This window comes from Desulfovibrio legallii, from assembly GCF_900102485.1.
GTDB classification, from domain to species: Bacteria; Desulfobacterota; Desulfovibrionia; order Desulfovibrionales; family Desulfovibrionaceae; genus Desulfovibrio; species Desulfovibrio legallii_A.
On sequence record NZ_FNBX01000019.1, the window covers coordinates 35,341 to 56,695 of the forward strand.

At 66.3% G+C, this 21,355-nt stretch carries 19 protein-coding genes; 9 read left to right on the forward strand and 10 right to left on the reverse strand.

Features of this window, described 5'->3' with window-relative positions; translation table 11 throughout:
* Positions 1-9: 9 nt before the first annotated feature.
* The 3 genes from BLS55_RS10300 to BLS55_RS10310 are packed head-to-tail and all read right to left on the reverse strand — an operon-like array spanning position 10 to position 2,219.
* Positions 10-942: an ATP-binding protein gene (locus BLS55_RS10300; protein ID WP_092154903.1), complete on the reverse strand. Its 933-nt coding sequence runs from the start codon at positions 940-942 to the stop codon at positions 10-12.
* On the reverse strand, positions 935-1,849 hold the full coding sequence (locus BLS55_RS10305; protein ID WP_092154905.1) for a nucleotide-binding protein: 915 nt from the start codon (positions 1,847-1,849) through the stop codon (positions 935-937). The genes BLS55_RS10300 and BLS55_RS10305 overlap by 8 nt, the downstream gene beginning before the upstream one ends.
* A 1-nt stretch (position 1,850) precedes the next feature.
* Positions 1,851-2,219: a NifB/NifX family molybdenum-iron cluster-binding protein gene (locus tag BLS55_RS10310; protein WP_092154907.1), complete on the reverse strand. Its 369-nt coding sequence runs from the start codon at positions 2,217-2,219 to the stop codon at positions 1,851-1,853.
* A 367-nt stretch (positions 2,220-2,586) separates the two neighbouring features.
* Between BLS55_RS10310 and BLS55_RS10315 the strand changes: the two genes are divergently transcribed.
* The 5 genes from BLS55_RS10315 to BLS55_RS10335 all read left to right on the forward strand — a co-directional run bounded on the left by BLS55_RS10315 (position 2,587) and on the right by BLS55_RS10335 (position 6,933).
* Entirely contained in the window at positions 2,587-2,838 is a 252-nt protein-coding gene (locus BLS55_RS10315; protein ID WP_092154909.1) for a hypothetical protein, read from the forward strand.
* 278 nt (positions 2,839-3,116) lie between these two features.
* Complete coding sequence (hflK, locus tag BLS55_RS10320; RefSeq protein ID WP_092154911.1) at positions 3,117-4,277, forward strand: FtsH protease activity modulator HflK; 1,161 nt, start codon at positions 3,117-3,119, stop codon at positions 4,275-4,277.
* A complete protein-coding gene (gene hflC, locus BLS55_RS10325; protein WP_092154913.1) occupies positions 4,277-5,122 on the forward strand; it encodes a protease modulator HflC in 846 nt (281 codons plus the stop codon). Before hflK ends, hflC begins: the two co-directional genes overlap by 1 nt.
* A 36-nt stretch (positions 5,123-5,158) precedes the next feature.
* A complete protein-coding gene (locus BLS55_RS10330; protein ID WP_092154915.1) occupies positions 5,159-5,851 on the forward strand; it encodes a LexA family transcriptional regulator in 693 nt (230 codons plus the stop codon).
* A 68-nt stretch (positions 5,852-5,919) separates the two neighbouring features.
* Positions 5,920-6,933, forward strand: a complete 1,014-nt coding sequence (locus BLS55_RS10335) for a lytic murein transglycosylase (RefSeq protein WP_257243217.1) — start codon at positions 5,920-5,922, stop codon at positions 6,931-6,933.
* 339 nt (positions 6,934-7,272) lie between these two features.
* On the opposite strand, the gene BLS55_RS10340 is transcribed toward BLS55_RS10335, so the two are convergent.
* The 3 genes from BLS55_RS10340 to BLS55_RS10350 all read right to left on the reverse strand — a co-directional run bounded on the left by BLS55_RS10340 (position 7,273) and on the right by BLS55_RS10350 (position 10,581).
* Positions 7,273-8,862, reverse strand: coding sequence for an NFACT RNA binding domain-containing protein (locus BLS55_RS10340; protein WP_092154919.1), 1,590 nt, complete (start codon positions 8,860-8,862; stop codon positions 7,273-7,275).
* Between the two features lie 123 nt (positions 8,863-8,985).
* Positions 8,986-9,348, reverse strand: coding sequence for an RNA polymerase-binding protein DksA (dksA, locus tag BLS55_RS10345; RefSeq protein ID WP_092154921.1), 363 nt, complete (start codon positions 9,346-9,348; stop codon positions 8,986-8,988).
* 165 nt (positions 9,349-9,513) lie between these two features.
* Complete coding sequence (locus tag BLS55_RS10350) at positions 9,514-10,581, reverse strand: tRNA(5-methylaminomethyl-2-thiouridylate) methyltransferase (RefSeq protein ID WP_092154922.1); 1,068 nt, start codon at positions 10,579-10,581, stop codon at positions 9,514-9,516.
* A 134-nt stretch (positions 10,582-10,715) separates the two neighbouring features.
* Here BLS55_RS10350 and BLS55_RS10355 point away from each other — a divergent pair, with 134 nt between their 5' ends.
* Positions 10,716-12,176 (forward strand): sigma-54-dependent transcriptional regulator, encoded by a 1,461-nt coding sequence (locus BLS55_RS10355; RefSeq protein ID WP_092154924.1) that lies wholly within the window; start codon positions 10,716-10,718, stop codon positions 12,174-12,176.
* A 726-nt stretch (positions 12,177-12,902) separates the two neighbouring features.
* Here BLS55_RS10355 and BLS55_RS10360 read toward each other — a convergent pair.
* The 4 genes from BLS55_RS10360 to BLS55_RS10375 form a co-directional block, all read right to left on the reverse strand.
* Complete coding sequence (locus tag BLS55_RS10360) at positions 12,903-15,341, reverse strand: penicillin-binding protein 1A (protein WP_092154926.1); 2,439 nt, start codon at positions 15,339-15,341, stop codon at positions 12,903-12,905.
* A gap of 310 nt (positions 15,342-15,651) precedes the next feature.
* Positions 15,652-16,332 (reverse strand): septal ring lytic transglycosylase RlpA family protein, encoded by a 681-nt coding sequence (locus tag BLS55_RS10365; protein ID WP_092154943.1) that lies wholly within the window; start codon positions 16,330-16,332, stop codon positions 15,652-15,654.
* A 74-nt stretch (positions 16,333-16,406) separates the two neighbouring features.
* A complete protein-coding gene (locus BLS55_RS10370; RefSeq protein WP_180365451.1) occupies positions 16,407-17,348 on the reverse strand; it encodes a hypothetical protein in 942 nt (313 codons plus the stop codon).
* Positions 17,345-17,614: a hypothetical protein gene (locus BLS55_RS10375; protein WP_092154947.1), complete on the reverse strand. Its 270-nt coding sequence runs from the start codon at positions 17,612-17,614 to the stop codon at positions 17,345-17,347. Before BLS55_RS10375 ends, BLS55_RS10370 begins: the two co-directional genes overlap by 4 nt.
* Before the next feature lie 614 nt (positions 17,615-18,228).
* Between BLS55_RS10375 and dsrA the strand changes: the two genes are divergently transcribed.
* Genes dsrA through BLS55_RS10390 form a run of 3 tightly spaced genes read left to right on the forward strand, consistent with a single transcriptional unit; the run spans position 18,229 to position 20,998 of the window.
* Complete coding sequence (gene dsrA, locus BLS55_RS10380) at positions 18,229-19,542, forward strand: dissimilatory-type sulfite reductase subunit alpha (protein ID WP_092154927.1); 1,314 nt, start codon at positions 18,229-18,231, stop codon at positions 19,540-19,542.
* A gap of 18 nt (positions 19,543-19,560) precedes the next feature.
* Entirely contained in the window at positions 19,561-20,706 is a 1,146-nt protein-coding gene (gene dsrB, locus BLS55_RS10385; RefSeq protein WP_092154929.1) for a dissimilatory-type sulfite reductase subunit beta, read from the forward strand.
* 55 nt (positions 20,707-20,761) lie between these two features.
* Positions 20,762-20,998: a dissimilatory sulfite reductase D family protein gene (locus tag BLS55_RS10390; RefSeq protein WP_092154931.1), complete on the forward strand. Its 237-nt coding sequence runs from the start codon at positions 20,762-20,764 to the stop codon at positions 20,996-20,998.
* Positions 20,999-21,355: the final 357 nt, after the last annotated feature.

Genomic DNA, 21,355 nt, shown 5'->3' on the forward strand with positions numbered 1-21,355 from the left:
TTGTTTTGGTTAGAGGTGCGTAAGTGCGCCCGCGGGCCGCCGGGGGGCGGCGAGGGCCAGGCGGCGGATCTGCCGCCACATGTCCGCCAGGGAGGCGTTCAGAACGGCGTTCTGGGGCGAGGTCTCTTCGGTCAAGGCATGGCGGCGCAGCATGGCCTGGGGAACCAGGGGGCTGAAGGGCAGCTCCCCCGCCACCGTATGGCCGTTCTTTGCCGCATGCGCGCGGATGGCCGCCGCCTCTTCCGGGTTGAGGTCCGCCTTATTGATGCACACGGCCACGGGGATGCGGAAGTGGGCGCAGAGTTCCGCCACCCGCGCGAAGTCGTGCCGGCCGGCCGGGGTGGGCTCCACCACGGCCACGGCCAGGTCCGCCCCGGAAAGGGAGCTGATTACCGGGCAGCCCACGCCGGGGGAGCCGTCGCAGAGCAGCCAGTCCAGCCCGCGCCTGGCGGCCAGCTCCCGCGCCTGGCGTTTGAGCAGCGCCACCAGGCGGCCGGAATTTTCAGCCCCTGGGGTCAGCTGGGCGTGCACAAAGGGGCCCAGCCGGGTTTCGCTCACATACCAGTGGCCGCAGTGCTGTTCGGGGAAGTCTATGGCCTGGGCCGGGCAGAGGCTCCAGCACACGCCGCAGCCCTCGCAGGCCAGGGGGTCTACGGCCGCCGTGCCGTCCGCCGCAAGGCTGACGGCGTCAAAGCGGCAGAGCGCCGCGCACTGGCCGCAGCCCGTGCAGCGCGCGGGGTCGACCACGGCCGCATTGCCGGAAACAAAGTCCTCTTCCTGGATGCGGCGCGGATCCAGCAGAATGTGCAGGTCCGGCACGTCCACGTCCAGATCCGCAAGTGCCAGGCCCAGCCCCTCCGCGTGGGCCAGGGCCGCAAAGGCGGCGCAAAAGCTGGTTTTGCCCGTGCCCCCCTTGCCGCTGATGACCACAATCTCAGGCATGGCGCGCCTCCGCCGCAAAGGTTTGTACGCGCCTCGCCAGGCGGGCGCTGATCTCCCGCCAGCGTTCCCCTGTGGCCTGGGGGGCCAGGGTGGGCGGCAGCCCGCGCGCGCCAGCCGCGGCGGCTTCCCCGTCAAAGGGCAGCTCCGCCAGGATGGGCAGGCGCTGTTCCCGGCACCAGCGGCGCAGCTCCGCTTCGCCGGCGTCGTTGCCCGCCATGCCCACGCGGTTCAGCGCCACGGCCGTGGGCACGCCCAGCGGCTCCAGGGCCGCGCGGGCCAGGCGAAAATCGTGGATGCCGAAGGGCGTGGGCTCCGCCACCAGCAGCACGGCGTCGGCCTTGCGGGCAATGGTTATGGTGGGGCAGCTCACGCCGGGGGGGCCGTCCACAATCGCGTCGGGCGCGGCCTGGCCTGCAGAGGGCAGAAGGCTGTCCAGCCGCGCGCTCAGGGCCCGCAGCAGGGGCGGGGTCATGGCTTCGCCCACCCGGCTGCGGCCCATGAGGAAAACCGCGCCTGCAGCGACCAGCGGGGCAACGCCCTGGAGCAGCACGCCCAGCTCCCGTCGGCTCCGGCTGACGGCCTGGGCCGGGCAGACGGCAAAGCAGCCGCCGCAGCCGTGGCACATCTCCGCAAAAAACGTCGCCTTGCCGCCCAGCAGGGCCACGGCCCCGAAGCGGCAGAGCTCCCGGCAGGCGCCGCAGGCCGTGCAGCGGTCGGGAACCGCCTGCGGCACTTCCATAAAGACCGGTTCGGGCGCTGCGAGCTCAGGCTTCAGGTAGAGGTGCAGGTTGGGGGCCTCCACATCGGCGTCCGCCGCCAGGCACGGTCGGCCCCACTGCGTAAGCAGGCAGGCGGCCACGGTGGTTTTGCCCGCGCCGCCTTTGCCGCTGGCCACAAGCAGACGCATTTCAGGCCCTGCCGCCCGCGGCCCTGTTGGGCGCCTGGGCCTGGGCGGCCTTGCCGCTTTCATACAGCGCCACGGCCTCGCCCACGCTGCCTTTGTCCAGATCCTGAAACACGGCCACGCCCGCGGCCTGGAGCGCCGTAAAGGCCTTGGGCCCCACAAAGCCGCTGAGCACGGCCTGCACGCCCGCGTTGGCCAGGCGTTCCGCCGTCTGGATACCCGCGCCCTGGGCCGCCGCCTGGGAGGCCCCGTTGTCCAGATACGTCGTCTGGCGGGTCTGGGTGTCCAGAACCACAAAGCCTGCGGCCCGGCCGAAGCGCGGGTCCACCTGGGCGTCCAGCCCCGGTCCCTCGCTGGAAATGGCGATCTTCATGGGTAGCCTCCTATCGTTGGGGCATTTTCGCTGGAAAATGCCGTGGGGGGATGCCTGCAAGCGCAGGCTTATTGTTTTGCTCAAATGAGCATAACTATACCCGCGTCGGTGTCAAGGGGAAAAAGCGGAAAAATCTGCCCCGGCAAAATTTTCCTAGTCCGCCCGGCGGCGGGGCAGGGGGGCGCAGCGGCGGAACTGCTGCGCTGGCGGGCCGTGGGGGTGAGGCGCGGCGGAGGCGTCGGCTTGTCTGCGGCCAAAAGCGGGCAGCGGCCGTCGCCAAGGGGGAAAATTTTTCCGGCATATTTTTTGCTTATCTGCTTGCCGGTTGAGCAGGAAGGAACAAGCAGACCTTTTCCCGGGAGGCCCCATGCCGCGTTCGTTGTATTTGCACCGGTTTTCATACGCTGTTTTTGCGGCGCTTCTTGCAGGCAGCGCCCTGTTTTTGCTGACCATGCTGGGCAAGGCCGTGGAGCCGGAGCCTGCGGCCGCCGGGTATGCGCCGGGCTTTGCCGTGCGGGCCGACCATGTGCGCGTGGTACAGGTGGTGCCCCTGGCCGGGGCCAGCCTGCGCAGCCCCAGCGCCTCGCCGGACAGGGCCGCCGTAGCCTTGCCCTACTGACGCCCCGCAGAGGTTTTTGCCGTGCCCGACCATAGTTGCGGCCGCGGCAGCGCGGACGCTGCAATAGATATGTGTTGTCGCAAAGGATTATCTCTTGCGTTTTTCCCGCCCTTGACCGGCGCGCATGGATACCGTATGGATGACATGTGGTTTCATGCCGCAGGCCTTTTCTTGACCTGACTCTATGCATATCGTATTTTCCTTTCTTCGTGCTTTTTGCAACAAAGGCGGCCCCGTCCGGGGAGCGCCGCACTTCCAACACAAGGTATAACAGCATAATGAACTGGGACTGGGACAAGCTGCAGGAAAAACGGCAGAAACAGCAGGGCGGCCAGCCGCCTCGCCCGCCGCGGGAACCGGAAACCGAAGACGAACCGCGGGAAGAAGAACCCCGCCGCGCCCGGCGCTCCGATTTCGGTGCAGGCCGTCCCCCCCTGGGCGACAATCCCTTCAAAAAACTGACGCAGATCAAACTTCCCAGGGGCAGGGCCGTCTGGCTGGTTGCGCTGGCCGTTGTGGGCCTGTGGCTGCTTTCGGGCATCTATATTGTCAACCCTGACGAACAGGGCGTGGTGCTGCGCTTCGGCCAGTACAACCGCACCGAAGGCCCCGGCCCGCACTATGCCTGGCCCGTGCCCATTGAAAGCGTTTACAAGCCGCAGGTCACCCAGGTGCTGCGCAGCGAGGTGGGCTTCCGCTCCGTGGGGCAGAGCGCCACCTTCCAGCAGGGCCAGCTGCGCACCATCCCGGAAGAAGCCTCCATGCTTACGGGCGATGAAAATATCGTCAACGTGCAGTTCAGCGTGCAGTACAAGATCGGCGACCCCGTGCAGTACCTCTTCAACGTGAGCGCCCCCACGGCCCTGGTGCGCAACGCGGCCGAGGCCGCCATGCGCGAGGTTATCGGCAACAGCCAGATCGATTCCGCCATTACCGACGGCAAACTCCAGATCCAGAGCGAGGCCACCCAGCTTCTGCAGACCATCCTTGACCGCTACGGCGCGGGCATCCGTGTGCTGGCCGTGCAGCTGCAGGATGTGCACCCCCCGCGCGAGGTCATCGACGCTTTTAAAGACGTGGCCAGCGCCCGCGAGGACAAAAGCCGCATCATCAATGAGGCCGAAGCCTACCGCAACGAGCTGCTGCCCAAGGCGCGCGGCCAGGCCGCGGCCCTGCGCAACGAGGCCCAGGCCTATGCCGCCACCCGGGTGCGCGCCGCCGAAGGCGAGGCCGCGCGCTTTGACGCCCTGCGCGTGGAGTACGAAAAGGCCCCCAAGGTCACGGAACAGCGCCTCTACTACGAAGCCGTGGAAGAAATCCTGCGCGGCGCTCAGGATAAGGTGGTGCTGGACGGCGCCGCCGCGGGCCGGGCCCTGCCCTACCTGAACCTGCCCGGCCTCAGCGCCCCCGTTGCCCCCAAGGCCCTGGAGAAAAAGTGATGCGCAGAAATCCCTTATCCGTAGTGCTGGTGCTGCTGGTGCTGGCCGTTGCGGCAAGCCAGACCCTGTTTACCGTCCACCAGACCCAGCGGGCGCTGGTGCTGCAGCTGGGCGAGCCCTTGCAGCGGGTCTACGGCCCCGGCCTGCACGTCAAAATTCCCTTTATCCAGAACGTGGTCTACTTCGACGCGCGCGTGCTGGACTATGAAGCCCGCTCGCGCGAGGCCTTCACCGTGGATAAAAAAGCCATCGTGCTGGACAACTACGCGCGCTGGCGCATCATCGACCCCCTGCAATTTTACCGCACTATGCGCAGCATTCCCGGCGCGCAGGCGCGGCTTGACGACGTTGTCTACTCCCAACTGCGCGCTCTGGTGGGCGCGTACACCCTTACGGAAGTGGTGTCCTCCCACCGGGCAGTGATTATGAAGGAAGTAACCAACAAGGTTTCAGCCTTGATGCACAATTATGGCGTGGAAGTGCTTGACGTGCGCATCAAACGCACAGACCTGCCCACCGAAAACCAGCGGGCCATTTTTGGCCGCATGCGGGCGGAACGGGAACGGCAGGCCAAGCAGTACCGATCGGAAGGCGAGGAGGAATCCACAAGAATCCGTTCCGACGCCGACCGGCAGCGCGCCGTCATCCTGGCGGAAGCCGCACGTGCGGCGGAGGTGGAACGCGGCAAGGGCGATGCCCAGGCCGCCGCCACCTACGCTGAGGCTTATAATAAGGCGCCCCAATTCTACGCCTACCAGCGTTGGCTCACTACCCTGCGCGCATCCCTTAAGGATCACAGCAGAATGGTGCTGAGCACGGCGACGCCCCTTCTCAACCAACAATAGCCGCACGGGGCGCGCCCCCGTGTTTACGGAGTCCTTATGCCTGCTTTCGCAGAAATCTATGAACGCATCAAACTGGCCACCAACAGCCGTACGCAGGTGGAACTGGCCGAAGTGCTGGACATCCGCCAGTCCAGCATTTCCGATGCCAAGCGCCGCAATTCCGTACCTGGCGACTGGTATATGAAGCTCTTTGAAAAATTCGGTCTGAACCCGGATTGGCTCAAACAGGGCGTGGGCCCCATGTACCTGCGCACCGAACAGGGCTATGTGCCCCAGGACGCCCCCGCCGCCCTGGCCGAAAGCGCCGCCCACTACGGCGACGCCCTGGCCCGCAGCACCGTGGCCCCCCTCTACGATACCTTCTGCGCCTACGCCGACGGCCAACCCCGCCCCGAACTGGAACTGGTGGGCAAAATTGCCCTGTCCGTCTCCTTTGTGCGCGAGGGGCTTGTGGCCTTGCACCTGCGCGCCGACAACATGGCCCCCCTCATGGCCGCTGGCGCGTATGTGGGCGTGGATACCCTGGACAATGAAGTGGTCTCCGGCCACGTCTACGCCGTCTTCACCCCCCTGGAGGGCGTGGTGCTGCGCCGCGTTTTCCTCAACAGCGCCCAGGACGGCTACGTCCTCCGCTCCGAAGCCAGGGACTTCCCCGAAACCTCCCTCACTTCCGACCTGTTGCGCCAACGCATGCTGGGCCGCGTGGTCTGGGTGCTGCAAGAAATCTGACCATGCCCCCTTGCTCCTTCCCGGCGTGTAGCGCCGTTGTCTGTCGCCTCTGTGCGCTGTTGCTCTGTTTGCTCTGTACTGCCTGCGGCGCGCGTGAATCCCCAGAGGCCGCCGGCCTGGAGGAAACCTCCCTGCCCGCACCGAGAACCGCCCCCCGCGGCGCTTCCGGTGCGGCGCAGGCCGCCCCTGCGGGGGCGGCCCTTGCGGCCGTCAATCCGCAACCGGCCGCCGCCGACCTTGCTGCCGCCGCGGGCGTGGCCCCTGTCTGGCTGCCCCTGGCCCAGCGCCTGGCTGCGGACGGCCTTTCCGGCCCCAGGGTGACGGCCTTGCTCCAGAGCCTGGGCCCCACGGCCAGCCAATCCCCCATGGGCCGCAAAATGCGCGAGCTGTATCAGCGCCGCTTTTTCCCCAAGCCTCCCGCGCCCAAGCCCGCCCAGCAGTACTATAAAGGCGTGGTCACCACGGCCAACGCTCGCCTCTGCCGCGCCTTCGTCGCCGAACATCAGGCGGACTTCGCCATGGCCGAAACCCGCTACGGCGTGCCCCCTTCCGTGGCCGTGGCCCTGCTTTTTGTGGAAACCCGCCTCGGCAAGGTGCTGGCAGACGTGCCCGAAAACGCCTTCCATACCCTGGCCAGTATGGCCGTGAGCCGCAGCCCGCAGGACATTGCAGACTGGCTGCCCCGCATGCCCGGCTATGAAGCCCACCTGGACTGGTTTGCCGAAACCATGCCCAAACGGGCGGACTGGGCCTATAAAGAAACCCGCGCCCTGGTGGAGCACATGCTGCGCGACAACGTGCCCCCGGAACACCTGCCCGGCTCCATCTACGGGGCCGTGGGCCTTTGCCAGTTCATGCCCTCCAATATCGCCGTCTACGGCGCGGACGGCAACGGCGACGGCCGCGTGGACCTCTTCGATACCCCGGACGCCATCGCCAGCCTCGCCAACTACCTGGCCCGCCACGGCTGGAAACCCGGCCTGCCCCGCACCCGCCAGCATAAAATCCTCATGGCCTACAACCACTCCGTCGTCTACGCCAATACCATCCTCGCTCTGGCCGATCTGGTGGAAAAACAGTAGCAGGGGATTTATTTTTTTTGTGGGGGGAAGGGGAGATGTTTGTGAACAAAATCTTTCCCTTACCCCCACACCCAGCCCTTTCAAAAAACTTTTTCCCCTCAGGCAAGGCGCAGGGCGCACCCCTGGAGCAGAGTACCTTTGAGCATATGCATTCTCAAAGTTTGCGGCACGCTTGTTTCGGCGTTTAACAGCGCAAATAAATTGCGCTTACGCCTCCACAGCGGGCGTCTGCTCACGCAGCCCCAGGGCATTTCAAAGTTGAAATGCTTCAGGGTAAGGCATGGTTTTTGGAGGGAAATGCGGGCGTGGCGGCGGGCACAGCCAGCCGGGCCGGGGCTGTTATGCCGCCGGCCGCGGCAAAAGGGCGATTTCCAGGCCGGGATCCACGGGCACTTCGCGCGAGGCCAGCACCTTATCCACCCGCACGGTGCCTGCCGTGGCGCGGCGCATGGGCTTTACATGGCGCACCTCCGCGTACTGGATGCGGGCGCGGGCCGCGTCCTTCTGCCAGCTTTTGCAGGCGGCCAGGGAGCCGGCCTGGTCCAGGGTGCGCGCGGGCACTTCCTGCCCGGCGTAGGCCCGACGGATGATCACATGCGCGCCAGGGCCGTTTTCCGCGTGCAGCCAGATGTCGTGCGGGGCCGCCAGCCTGCGGGCGGCCAGATTGCCCTTGGCGTCCCGGCCGCGCAACAGCACAAAGCCGTCGTCGCTCACAAAGACCTGCACGTTTTTGGGCGCAGCAGCCGCAAGGGCTGGTTGGTCCGCCCCTGTCCCGGCCACAGGCGTAGGGGCTGCGGGCAGGCCCAGGCCGCGGGCGGCCCGCAGGGCGGCGAGCTCCGCTTCCAGGGCGGCGCGGCGCGCGGTCAGGTGCACGAGCCCCCGTTTGCCGCGCGCGGCCGTGTGGAAAAGGCGGGCCATTGCTTCCCGCACGCTGCGGCGCGGGTCCAGGGCAATCTCTCTGGCCGGGCCGTGCGCCCCGGCGCTTACGGCGACGCTGGCGGCGCGCAGCTCCGGCGGCCAGCGCCAGAGCTCGGCCTGCAGGGCCAGGGCGTCGGCCCCGGCTGCGCACATGGCCGTAAGCCGCGCTTCTTCCTCCCGCAGTTTATCCAGCAGACGGCGCAGCTTGCTTTCCCGTCTGCTCAAAGGGCGGTCGGCCTCCCTGGCCGCGTCCGCCGCCACGCGCGCCAAGGCCAGGTCCGCGCCCGCCCGCTCCAGCAAGGGCAAGACCTCTGCGCCGCTTTCTTCGCCTATCCGGCGGCCTTCCTCCGCCTCTGCCGTCGTGCGCAGCCCGTCTTGCAGGGGCGCGGGCAGGGGCCAGGCGCTCACCGCGCGGCAAGCGCCGCTGCCTTGCATGTGGTAAAGGAAAATATCGCCGCCGCCTTGGCGCAGGTCTTCCAGCAGGGCCCACTGTTCCGGCGGCTCCAGCAGGGCGAGGGTCCGCCGCAGGGCCGGGGTGAGCACAGGCCAGCGCCGCCAGTCTTCCAGCGCTGCGGGCAGCTCCGGCGGGCTGGGCCAGGCGGGGCGTTCCTCCTCCGGCGTGGCGTCCGGCGGCAAAAAACGCAGCCCAGGGCCTTCCTTCAGGTCCAGAACCAGCCAGGGCAGGCTCGCGCCGCCCGCGCCCGCGGGCAGAAGCCAGAGCTGGCGAGCCCAGTGGCGCGGCACGCAGGCCGCCACGCGATGGCCGGCCGCGTATTTGCGCAGCCGCATGATCGCCGCCGTGGGCGCGACACCGGCCGTAAGGCGGCGTTCTGTGACAAAAAGCAACGGGTCTTTGCGGCCGTAGCGCAAACACAGGGTGCGCTTGCGCCCGCCGCCGAAAAAGGTCAGCGCCAACAGGCCCGGCGCGGGCTCCTGCAGCTTTTCCAGGCGCGCGCCCAAAAGCAGGGGGACCAGGGCGTCGCAACAGCGGCGAAAAAGGTGGGCATCCATGACGCCTCCCGCAAAAAACGCCGCCGCGGCCTTTAGGGCAGCAACGGCGGCGGTCCGTGGTTGGGGGATGGTGGACGGCGGAAGTTGGGGCCAAAGCGCCCCGGAAGCGCAGGGTGCGTGCGGCTAATCGCCGCGCAGGTGCTCGTCTTCTTCCTGCTTGGCCTTGCAGTTGATGCACAGGCGGGTCACGGGGCGGGCTTTGAGGCGCGCGATGCTGATGTCGTCGCCGCATTCCTCGCAAATGCCGTAGGTGCCGTCGTCAATACGGGTGAGCGCGGCCTGAATTTTGCGGATCAGGCGGCGTTCCCGGTCGCGGATGCGCAGGGTAAAGGCCCTGTCGGACTCCGCCGTGGCGCGGTCCGCCGGATCGGCGAAAACCTCGTTGCTGTCTGTAAGTTCTTCAATGGTGCTGTCGCCCTTTTGCTGGGCTTCTTCCAGCATCCCGGTGAGCAGCTTGCGAAAATACTCCAAATCCTTGTGATCCATATACTCCTCCGGCGGATGCCGCTGGGGGTCGCGGAATGGTCTTCAACGTAATGGAACTCTATAGCGTTATACACGACCTTTGTAAAGCGTGCTGCGCCGCTGCCATGAAAGCGTGCGCACAATGACGCAACCGGGCCGTCATAGAGGGCCCGGCAGCGCCGGGGCTTACCCCGCGCGCGCGGCCCTGGCCCGCGCTTCGGCTTTGACGGCGGCCTTTATTGTCTCCCAGGCGGGTTCGCCCCACTGCGCTTCCAGGCGCACGGGCGCCACGCGCAGCTCCTGCGCTGTTGCGCCTGCAAGAAGGCGCACAACCGTCAAGCCGCCCTGGGCCACGGCCTTGGGCGCGTAAGAGGCCGCGTGGGCCGCGGCGGACTCCAGCACGGGCCGGGGCCAGGCCGCGCCGCCCCGCGCCAGGGCCAGGGGACCGGGCAGGTCGCGCAGGCGCAGAAGGCAATCGTCTGGCCGGGCCGCGGCGGCCAGCTTTTCATTGTCCGCGCTGTTGCGGCCGATGCAGAGCCAGTGGGCCGCGCCGTCCTCCAGATGCCAGAACTGTCGGCCCAGATTGGCCAGGGCAAAGTCCGCGCCTGTGGGTTCCGGCACAAGGGTCAGCACCTGCCAGTAGCGGCGGGCGTTTTCCCGTTCCGTCAGGCGGCAGCCGCCGCCGGGGGTGGGGATCTCTTTGATGCCCATGTCCCGCGCCAGGGCCAGTTGCTCCTGACGGCCGCGCCCCCAGATGCCCAGGAGGCGCTCCCGGTCCACCAGGCCGCTTTCCTCCAGGGGGGTGGGCGGCAGGCGCAGGGCGCTCAAAGGCCGCAGCAGCACATCCTTCACGTTTGCGTCGCGCAGAATAACGTTGAGCGTGTCCCGCCGCTGGGACATGGGGCGCTGGCCCAGCACCTCGCCCGTGGCCAGGCCCTGCGCGTCCACGGCTTCCATATACTTTCTGGCTTCGCGCAGCAGCAGGATTTTGCAGTCCACGCAGGGGTTGAGCACCTTGCCGAAGCCGTGCGCGGGCCGGGCCCGCAGCAGGGCCGCAAAGGCTTCGCTCACGTCCAGGGCGTCAATATCCAGGCCGTATTCCTTGCGCCAGTGGGGCAGGGCCGCGGCATTGCCGAAAAAAGGCGAGGTAAAGTGCAGGCAGCGCACCGTCAGCCCCTGGCGCTCCAGCAGCTTGGCGGTGAGCAGGCTGTCCAGCCCGCCGGAAAACAGGGTGATGATTTGCGGATTTTTCATGGATGGAAGGGATAAAGATAAAAAGCTCTGTGCCGGAAGGCCTCCGCGCGTTGCGGACCCGCCGCGCGCGGCTTCAAAGGCCGCCGCCGCGTCCCGTGTTGCAATGTGGCGCGCGACACGATACACAGCATTGCATGGCCACGCAACGTCTGCTTTTTCTCACCCCCGCGCAAGCCGTGACCGGCATCTTTCCCGCGTTGCGCGATGCGGGCTTTGAGCTGGGCATCGCTGAAAATCTCAAGGGCGCGTCGGCCTTCATCAGCAAGTCCGGACCGGGCATCATCTTTGCCCGCCCTGTTCTGCCGGGTTTTCGGGTTGAGGATCTGCTGGCCGTGGGCGCGGAAGACCCCCACTTTCCCCCGGTCATCGTGGTGACGGACAAAGGCACCCCTCAGGAAGCCGAACGCCTGCTCAACCTGGGCGCGCGCGACTACTGGCTGGAACCTCTGGATGTGGCGCGCGTCAAGGCCGCCGCCGGGGCCTCGCGTCGTCCCCCCGCGGCCGCGCCCGCCGCCTCCACCCTGGGGGGCCGCAAGCCCGTCTGCCCCCAAGGCTCCGGCCCGCGCATTGTGGGCAGCCACCCCAGCATCCGGCGCGTGCTCCAGCTGGCCAGACAGGTGGCCCCCTCCCGCGCCACGGTGCTCATTACCGGCGCTTCGGGCACGGGCAAGGAAATGTTTGCCCGCTATCTGCACGCCATGAGCCCGCGCGCCGCCAGGCCCTTTGTGGCCGTCAACTGCGCGGCCCTGCCCGAACATTTGCTGGAAAGCGAGCTCTTCGGCCACGAAAAAGGGGCCTTTACCGGGGCCATTGCCCGCAAACCGGGCAAATTCGAGCTGGCCGACGGCGGCACCCTGCTGCTGGACGAAATTTCTGAAATGGACCTGGCCCTGCAGGCCAAGCTCCTGCGCGTGCTCCAGGAGGGCGAAGTGGACCGCGTGGGCGGCACCGAACCCCTCAAGGTGGATGTGCGCGTGCTGGCCACCACTAACCGTAATCTTGAGGACTGGGTGGCCCAGGGCAACTTCCGCCAGGACCTCTACTTCCGCCTCAACGTCATCCCCCTGCGGCTGCCCTCCCTGCGCGAACGCGGCGACGACGTCCTGGACCTGGCCCGCTTCTTCATCAACCTCTACACCCGCGAGTACGCCCTTCCAGGCACAGACCTGGCCCCCAGCGCCGTGGAATGGCTCAAAAACTACGAGTTCCCCGGCAACGTGCGCGAACTCCAGAACCTCATGGAGCGCGCCGTGCTCCTGGCCAACGGCCGCCCCGTGGAACCCCGCCACTTTCTCCTCCAGGACGAAGACTGGCCCCTCTTTGAGGACGACGCCGCGCCGGAACCCGCGCCCCAGGCCGTCAGCGCCGCGCCTGACGCCGCGCCTGCAGAAAGCGCCCCCCCCGCCGCGGCCCAAAGCGCCGCTACCATTGGTTCCGTCATCCCCCTCCACGAAATGGAACGCATCATGATCCTCAAAGGCCTGGAAGTTACCTCCGGCAACCGCACCCAGGCCGCCGAACTCCTCGGCATCTCCGTGCGCACCTTGCGCAATAAGCTCAACGAATACCGCGCCGCCGGGCATCCGGTGGAATAAGGGCTTTTGTGGGGAGAAGGGGAAACTTTTGACGCTGCTGCCTTCACCCGTAACTAGCTCTGCCGTCTTCGCCCGTAACTAGCGCTGCTGTCTTCGCCCGTAACTAGCGCTGCTGTTTTCGCCCGTAACTAGCGCTGCTGTCTTCGCCCGTAACTTCCTTCGTCGTAACGGGCTAAGCTCCTGCGTCATAACGGGCTAAGCTGACCAAAAGTTTTTCCTTCCCTTTTCCCATAATTACGAGATCCTTCCCCGGCAGTTGAGCGCGGCATAAAGGGGCGCGGGAGCGCAGCGCCCCGCCCCAGCCGCGCCAGCCATGAACCCGTTGACGCCCAACCGGCAGCTGGGGAAGGCCTGCGGCCAAGGCGCGGAGAACCGCTGCACAACGAAGGCTGCGGAACACGGGACGCGGGAACGGAGTTTGGCTGTAGGGCTTCTGATTGTTGCGCCCGGCATAAGGGGCGTGGGGGCGCAGCGACCCGCCCCAGCCGCGCCGTCCATAGCTGGGCTGTCCTGAACAGCGGGGGGTTATGGGGGTTGTAGGGGGTCTAAGGGGGGGCGCAGCCCCGCCCTTGACCCCCTGCATAAAAACACGCCGTCAGAGGATGCAAACCCCTCCGCGCAGCGGATTTGCCGCAGAGGCAGGCAGGGGGGGGGGGCGCAGCCCCGCCCTTGACCCCCTGCATAAAAACACGCCGTCAGAGGATGCAAACCCCTCCGCGCAAGGCCCTAAAACATCTGCCGCATCAAATCCTCTCCCCCTTGGGAGGTATCCACCACGCTGCCGTCCTCAGTGCCGGGGGCCGTGGCCGACGCGCCCTGCATGGGTTCGTCGGCCTTGAAGGCCAGGCCGTCGGCCATGACAATGCCTTCAGGCATAGTGAAATCGTCGTTGGGGTAGAGGTGTTCTATGGCGCTGCGGTAGTAGCGGAAGATGGGCGCGGCCGTGCGGCCGCCCTGTTCCAGGCGGCCCAGACTGCGCAGCTGGTCGTAGCCCACATAGACGCCCGTGACCAGATAGGGAGAAAAGCCCACGAACCAGGCGTCGTGTTCGTCGTTGGTGGTGCCGGTTTTGCCCGCGATGATCCGCCCTTCCACCTTGGCCCGGGCGCCCGTGCCCTGGTTGACCACTTCCTTGAGCAGGGTGGCCATGATGTAGGCGTTCTGCGGGCTGATGGCCTGCCAGTGTTCCACGTCCTGGCGGTAGAGTTCCCGGCCTCTGGCGTCCGTGATGGAGGTGATGATGCGCGGGCGCACGCCCAGCCCCTGGTTGGCAAAGGCCGCATAGGCCTGGGTCAGGTTCAGGGGCGAAACGGCCACCGCGCCCAGGCTGATGGCCAGCTCTTGCGGGAAGTGCGGCTCCAGCCCCAGGGCCTTGGCCCGCTGCACCACATTGGCGATGCCCACCTGCTGGGCCACGCGCACGGTACAGGTATTGCGGGAAAGGGCCAGGGCCGTGTGCAGGGGCAGCTCCCCCTTGTAATTGTGCTCGTAGTTGGAGGGCCGCCAGACTTCGTTGGTGTAGGGATTGACGTAGACGAAGGGCGCGTCCAGCACGGTGGAGGCCGCGGTAAAGCCGTAGTCCAGGGCCGTGGAGTAGACCACGGGCTTGAAGCTGGAGCCGGGCTGCCGCCGGGCCTGGGTGGCGCGGTTGAAGTGGCTGTCCCCGAACTGGTAGCCGCCGATGAGGGCCACCACGTCGCCGCTGCGCGCCTCTACAGAGGCCAGCGCGCCCTGTACGTCGGGTTCCTGCTGCAGGCGCAGGGTCACGGGTGCGCCCTTCTGGACCTGTGCGGGGTCAAAGGGTTCGGTTTTTTGGGTTTTGCGGCCTTTGGCGTCTTTGTCCGCCAGGGTCTGGCCCACAGCGGAAACCCAGACCACGTCGCCGGGGGCCAGCACCTGGCGGGCGTCTTTGACTGCCGGGGCATAAATGCCCGCCACCTTGGAATTGGGCTTGCGCGCCCAGGACATCTGCGCCACGGGGATGACCCCCGCGTAGCCCTGGCCCAGGGCCACGCGGGCTTCGCGGGCCTCCACGCCGGTGACCAGAGCCTTGACCCAGTCGTTGCCGGCCAGGTCCAGTGGGGTAAAGGCGCTGGCCCGCAAAAAGGCCTGCTGCCCGGCCTGGTCCAGCTTCTCCAGGGGGCCGCGCCAGCCCTGGCGTTTGTCCAGCTCTTCCAGGCCCCGCCGCAAGGCCGCGCCGGCGGCCCCTTGCTGCGCGGGGTCCATGGCCGTGTGCACGGTGAGCCCGGCCTCATAAACGTAGTCCGCGCCGTATTTGCGCGTTTCCACGCCCAGGGCCTTGAGGTTCTGCTCCGTAAAAAATTCGATGAGCAGGCGGCGGGCTTCCTCCAGATACCAGAGGGCCGCGCCGCCCATGCCTTCGGGCATGCTCCAGTAGACCAGGGGCTCGGCCGCGGCCTGGGCGTATTCCTCCGGCGTAATCCATTTGAGGTCGCGCAGGCGGCCCAGCACATACATCTGGCGGGCCTTGGCCTCTTCTGGCCGGCGGAAGGGATTGTAGCTGCTGGGGGCCTTGGGCAGGCCGGCGATGACCGCGCTCTCGGCCAGGGTGATATCCGCCGCGTGCTTGCCGAAGTAGGTGCGGGCCGCGGCTTCCACGCCGTAGGCGTGTTCACCCAGGTAGATCTGGTTGAGGTAGACGGTAAGGATCTGGTCCTTGGTGTAGCCTTTTTCCACCTGGTAGGCCAGGATGGCTTCCTTCATTTTGCGGGTGTAGCTGCGCTCGGAGGTAAGCAGCAGCTGCTTGATGAGCTGCTGGGTGATGGTGCTGCCGCCTTCGCCCTGGCGGCCCTTGCGGATGTTGTTGATGGCCGCGCGCAGGATGGCGACGGGATCCACGCCCATATGGTGGTAGAAGCTGTCGTCCTCTGCCGCCAGAAAGGCCATGGGCAGATAGCGCGACATGTCTTTGAGGCCGATGACGTAGCGTTTTTCATGGTAGAGCGTGCCCAGAACGGAGCCGTCCCTGGCCAGGATGACCGTGGCCTGGGGCTGCTGATATTCGGCCAGACGGTTGAGGTCCGGCAGATCGCGGGAGGCCCAGTAAAACAGCATGCCCACCGCGGCCGCGCCCAGCACGCCGCCAAGGAAGACCAGACCCGTGAGCCAGAGCAGACTTTTTTTGAGGATGCGCCGCATGTTCATGAGCAGGGCGATACCGTTTTTTGGGCTTGAGGTAAAGAACAGAGGAGAAGAAACGCGCGCCCGCGCAGCAGCGCGGACAAACGCCTGACCAGGGGCGGCCCGTTGTGCCCCTGAGGGGAGAAAAGTTTTTTGAAGGGGATGGGGGCGTGGGGGGAAGGGGAAACGTTTGCTCAGCTTAGCCCGTTACGACGAGGAGCTTAGCCCGTTACGACGAAGGAAGTTACGGGCGAAGACAGCAGCGCTAGTTACGGGCGAAGACAGCAGCGCTCAGAAGTTTCCCCTTTCCCCCCGCAAAAAATATTCCTTCCCGCTAATCTCCGACAACGAAGGCGCTGGGGTAGAGGGCGCGGAAGGCGGCGAGTTTTTGCTGGGCGGTGAAGGTATCGGGCCAGGGGCCCACCTGGACGTTCCAAAGGCTGTTGCTGCCGTAGACCAGGCGGCCGCGGTGGCCGGCGCGGCTCAGGATTTCGATCAGGTTATCGGCGTTGGCGCGCTGGGCAAAGGCCCCCACCTGGACGTAGAAGCTGCCGGCGAGGTCGCCGTCCTCGCGCATGTGCTCCACGCCGCCCAGGCTCTGCACGCGGACGCGCCCGGTGCCGGGGCCGAGGATGTGCAGGCGGCTGGCGGCGGCGCGGGAGAGGTCTATGACTCTGTCACCCACGAAGGGGCCGCGGTCATTGATGCGCACGATGACGCTGCGGCCGTTGCCCAGGTGGGTGACGCGCACCTGGGTGCCCAGGGGCAGGATTTTGTGGGCGGCGGTCATGGCGTATTGGTTGTAGCGTTCGCCGTTGGCGGTGGTGCGGCCGTGGAAGCCGGGGCCGTACCAGGAGGCCACGCCTTCTTCCACGAAGCCGTGGGCGGATTTGAGTGGATAGTAGGTTTTGCCGCGCACGGTATAGGGCTTGGTGCCGCGCACGCCGCCTTTGCGCCAGGAGGAGCGTCCGCCGCAGGCGGTCAGCAGGGCGCAGCAGAGCAAGGCCAGCAGGATGCAGAGCGCGCAACGGCCAAGGGTCTGACGGTGTGGGACGGCGCCGGGGGCGCTGGCGGGGGGCGGCGCGGGGCTCAGGAGCACGCGGGCCCCTCCAGGCCGCAGAGGCAGGGCAGGGGGGGCTGTTGGGCGCAGTCGGCGCACACGCCGGGGTCTTGCGCTTCTTCTGCCTGATGCAGGCGCTGGAGCAGGGCCTGGCCTTCCGGGCCCAGGCGGCCGTCGGCGCTGGCGCGGGCAAGCAGGGCCAGCGCCGGGGCGCGGCGGCCCGCTTCCAGAAAGTCCTGGGCGGCCAGGAGGTAGAGGCGCTCGCGGTTGCCCTGGCAGAGGGAATCCAGAAGCAGGGCGTAGCTTTGGCCGAAGGCCTGGGCCGCCAGGTCTTCCTCGCTGGCCAGCCAGCGGGCCAGGCGGGTGTTGCAGCGTTCCGCGGCCAGGTAGCGGGCCAGGAGGCGCAGGCCGTGGCTCAGCACATGCATGATGCGGGCCAGCTCGCGGGAGGAGCTTTCGGCGGTTTGGCCGCCCAGGCCTCGCAGGGGATTGTAGGTTGCGGCGCTGACGGCCATGTTGCGGGCAATCTGCACCAGACGGTTGGCGTAGTGCTGGCCCTGGAAGGCGTCTTCTTTGAGCTTGGCGCATTCATGGAAGGCGTAGCCCACGCACCAGTCGATAAGGGCTTCCAGGGCGCGCGGGTCGTCCGCGTCGCTGGGGGCGGCGTCAGCAAGGGCGTCAGCGGGGGCGTTCTGGGGGGCCGGCAGGGGCAGGGGCGGCACGTCCGCTTCGGCCATGTCTTCGGCGTGGAGGCTGTTGCGGAAGAGGTGGTGGGCGGTATCCTTAAGCCGCCAGAAAACGCCCTTGCGCATGGCCTCGCCCAGGAGGTCGCGCAGGGCGCTGTAGGAGACGGCCCCGTCCGCCTCGAAGCGGCGGCGCTGGTCGGCCAGAAGGTTGTAGACGGTGCAGTAGTCGCGCACCAGGTCGCGGACCAGAAAGTCCCGGTTGGCCACCAGCCAGCGTTCGTTCACGCTTCGGCCTCCTTGAGCAGGGCGCGGGCCACGGCCAGGTCGTAGAGGCGCAGGGGGTCGGCCCCGGTCTGGCGTTCCTGCTGGTAAAGGCGCGCGGCCTGGCGCACCACGGCCAGGCTGAGCCAGGGGTGGCGCTCCCAGACTTCGGGGTGGTCGGCCTGCCAGAGGCGGAATTCCACCTCGCCGTCGGGGCCGCGCCGCACATAGACGCGCGACGTGGCGTCGCCCGCCTGGGGATGGTAGTACAAACCGAGCTGGTCTCTCATGCGCGCCTCATTGCGGGCTTGGGTTACGGGCAGCCGCCGCAGAAGGGCCGCCTGCCGCCGGTCCGGCCTTTTGCGAACGTTACCAGTGTAAGCCCAACGGCGCTGTTTGCCAAGGGCTGCCGCTGCCGTTGTTGTGAAAAATAGCACAATAATGCAAAAATTCATTGCCATTTTTATAAAAAAAGGGGAAAGCAAAAGATGTTGCTGGGGGCGATGCCGCGCCCCGCGGAATTTTGCAGGTTTTCGGGCGGACAAAGGCCGTATTTCACGGGCGTGGAGCGGCTTTTGCGCCCTTTGGGGCGCCCCGGTTGTCATCAGGGCAAAAATGACGTATACGGGGTTTTGACCGCGTTGCGGCCCGATGGGGGCCGATGCCCGGAGCGCCTCTGGACGGCGCGCGCCTGCGGCGCACGTTTTTCATGGGCGGATGTATTCCGGCGGCAGACCGAGGATGGCCCGAAGGCCGTTATGGCCTTGGGGCCCGGCACACCCCGGCCGGCCCGCCTTGTGGCCCGCCCCCCGGCTCGCTGCACCGGACCGCTGCGCCGGATCCCTGAGTCGACCGGCACGTCACGCTGCAGCGTGATACAAACAAACCATGTGGAGGTATGGCAATGGCGAAACATGCAACCCCCCTGTTGGACCAGCTGGAAAGCGGCCCCTGGCCGAGCTTTGTGTCCGACATCAAACAGGAAGCGGCCAATCGGGCCAAAAATCCCAAGGGTCTGGACTACCAGATCCCTGCGGACTGCCCCGAAGACCTGCTGGGTGTGCTTGAGCTCTCCTACAACGAGAAGGAAACCCACTGGAAGCACGGCGGCATCGTGGGCGTGTTCGGTTACGGCGGCGGCGTTATCGGCCGGTACTGCGACCAGCCCCAGATGTTCCCCGGCGTGGCGCACTTCCACACCATGCGCGTGGCGCAGCCTTCGGGCAAGTACTACCACAGCAAGTTCCTGCGCGATCTTTGCGACATCTGGGATCTGCGCGGCTCCGGTCTGACCAACATGCACGGCTCCACGGGCGACATCGTGCTGCTGGGCACCCAGACCCCTCAGCTTGAGGAAGTGTTCCACGAGCTGACCCACAAAATGCACGTGGACCTGGGCGGCTCCGGCTCCAACCTGCGCACGCCTGAAGCCTGCCTTGGCATGTCCCGCTGCGAATACGCCTGTTACAACACGCAGGACATGTGCTATCAGCTCACCATCGACTACCAGGATGAGCTGCACCGCCCCGCCTTCCCTTACAAGTTCAAGTTCAAGTTCGACGGCTGCCCCAACGGCTGCGTGTGCGCCATGGCGCGCTCCGACTTCGCCGTGGTGGGCACCTGGAAGGACGACATCAAAATCGACCAGGAAGCCGTTAAGGCTTATGTGGCTGGCGAGTTCTCCCCCAATGCCGGCGCCCACGCCGGGCGCGACTGGGGCAAGTTCGACATCCAGAAGGAAGTGGTCGACCTCTGCCCGAGCAAGTGCATGAAGTGGGACGGCTCCAAGCTCAGCATCAAGACCGCCGACTGCGTGCGCTGCATGCACTGCATCAACACCATGCCCCGCGCCCTGCACATCGGCGACGAACGCGGCGCCAGCATCCTGGTGGGCGCCAAGGCCCCGGTGGTGGACGGCGCGCAGATGGGTTCGCTGCTGGTGCCCTTCATCTCCTGTGAAGCCCCGTACGATGACGTCAAAGAAGTCATCGAAAAGATCTGGGACTGGTGGATGGAAGAAGGCAAAAACCGCGAACGTGTGGGCGAAACCATGAAGCGTCTCTCCTTCCAGAAGCTGCTGGAAGTGACCGACACCCCGGCCGCCGCCTATCATGTGAAAGAACCGCGCTCCAACCCGTACATCTTCTTCAAGGAAGAGGAAGTGCCCGGTGGCTGGAATCGCGACCTCGCCGCTTACCGCAAACGCCATCAACGCTAGTCAAAGGGGGAGAAGAACATGGCTTTTATTTCTTCCGGGTACAATCCCGACAAACCGATGGAAGGCCGCATTACCGACATCGGCCCCCACAAGTACGACGACTACTTCCCGCCGGTCATCAAAAAGAACTTCGGCAAGTGGCTCTACCACGAAATCCTGGAGCCCGGCGTGCTCATGCATGTGGCCGAAGGCGGCGACAAGTGCTACACCGTCCGCGTGGGCGGCACCCGCACCATGTCCATCACCCACATCCGTGAGCTGTGCGACATCGCCGACAAGTACTGCGGCGGCTACCTGCGCTGGACCACCCGTAACAACATCGAATTCATGGTGGAAGACGAAGCTGCCATGAAAGCCCTGCGCGACGACCTGAACAGCCGCAAGTTCAACGGCGGCTCTTTCAAGTTCCCCGTGGGCGGCACGGGCGCGGGCATCAGCAACATGGTCCACACCCAGGGCTGGGTGCACTGTCACACCCCGGCCACCGACGCCTCCGGCCCGGTCAAGGCCGTGATGGACACCGTGTTTGAAGACTTCAAGAGCATGCGCCTGCCCGCCCCTGTGCGCATCGCCCTGGCCTGCTGCATCAACATGTGCGGCGCGGTGCACTGCTCCGACATCGGCCTGGTGGGCATTCACCGCAAGCCCCCCATGGTGGACCACGAGTGGGCCGACCAGCTCTGCGAAATCCCGCTGGCCGTGGCCGCCTGCCCCACCGCCGCCGTGCGTCCCACCAAGGTGGAACACGACGGCAAGAAGGTGAACTCCATCGCCATTAAGGAAGACCGCTGCATGTACTGCGGCAACTGCTACACCATGTGCCCGGCCCTGCCCATCTCCGATGGCGAGGGCGACGGCATCGCCATCATGGTGGGCGGCAAGGTCTCCAACCGCATCACCATGCCCAAGTTCTCCAAGGTGGTCGTGGGCTACATTCCCAACGAACCGCCCCGCTGGCCCACCCTGACCAAGACCGTGAAGCACATCGTCGAGGTCTACGCGGCCAACGCCAACAAGTATGAGCGCCTGGGCGCCTGGGCCGAACGCATCGGCTGGGAGACCTTCTTCAAGCTCACCGGCCTGGAGTTCACCCACCACCTCATCGACGACTTCCGTGACCCCGCCTACTACACCTGGCGGCAGAGCACGCAGTTCAAGTTCTAGGCATTATCCCTCTAACCCCGGCGGCGCATCCGCGCCGCCGGGACAGGAGAACACCATGGCTGACGACAAAGACGTTGTTATTGACTTTCTGAAAAGCAAATCCGCAGCCAAGTCCAAGTTCTATTTCAAGGACTTTCTGGAACTTTTCCCGGGCAAAGGCCCCCGCGACGTCAAAAAAATCCTCACCAAGCTGGTGAACGAAGAGGTTCTGGAATTCTGGTCCTCCGGTTCCACCACCATGTACGGCCTCAAGGGCGCGGGCAAGCAGAGCCACGCCGAAGGCGAAGACTAGCAGGTTTTTCCCTGCGGGGACGCCCCAAACGCTCTCCCGGCCGTCAGGCGCAGCCCGGGTGCAGCAGAACCATGCTCGTGGGGAGCCCGGCGTTGCGCGCGGCCTTCCCGCAGGCGCGGCGGCTGTGCTGGTCGGGCTGGCCTGACGGCCCTGCCGATCCCGCTCGTAAGTGTACAAGCGATGCCGCAACGCAGGTTGTGGCATTTCTTGCTTTTGCGGGCAGCCTGCACGGGGTCTGCCCTGGCGACTGCGTGAGCAGGCACCCGCCGTGTAGGCGTAAGCGCAAATTATTTGCGCTGTTAAGCGCCGAAACGAGCGTGCCTTAAACTTTGAGAATGCCTGTTCTCAAAGTTAATC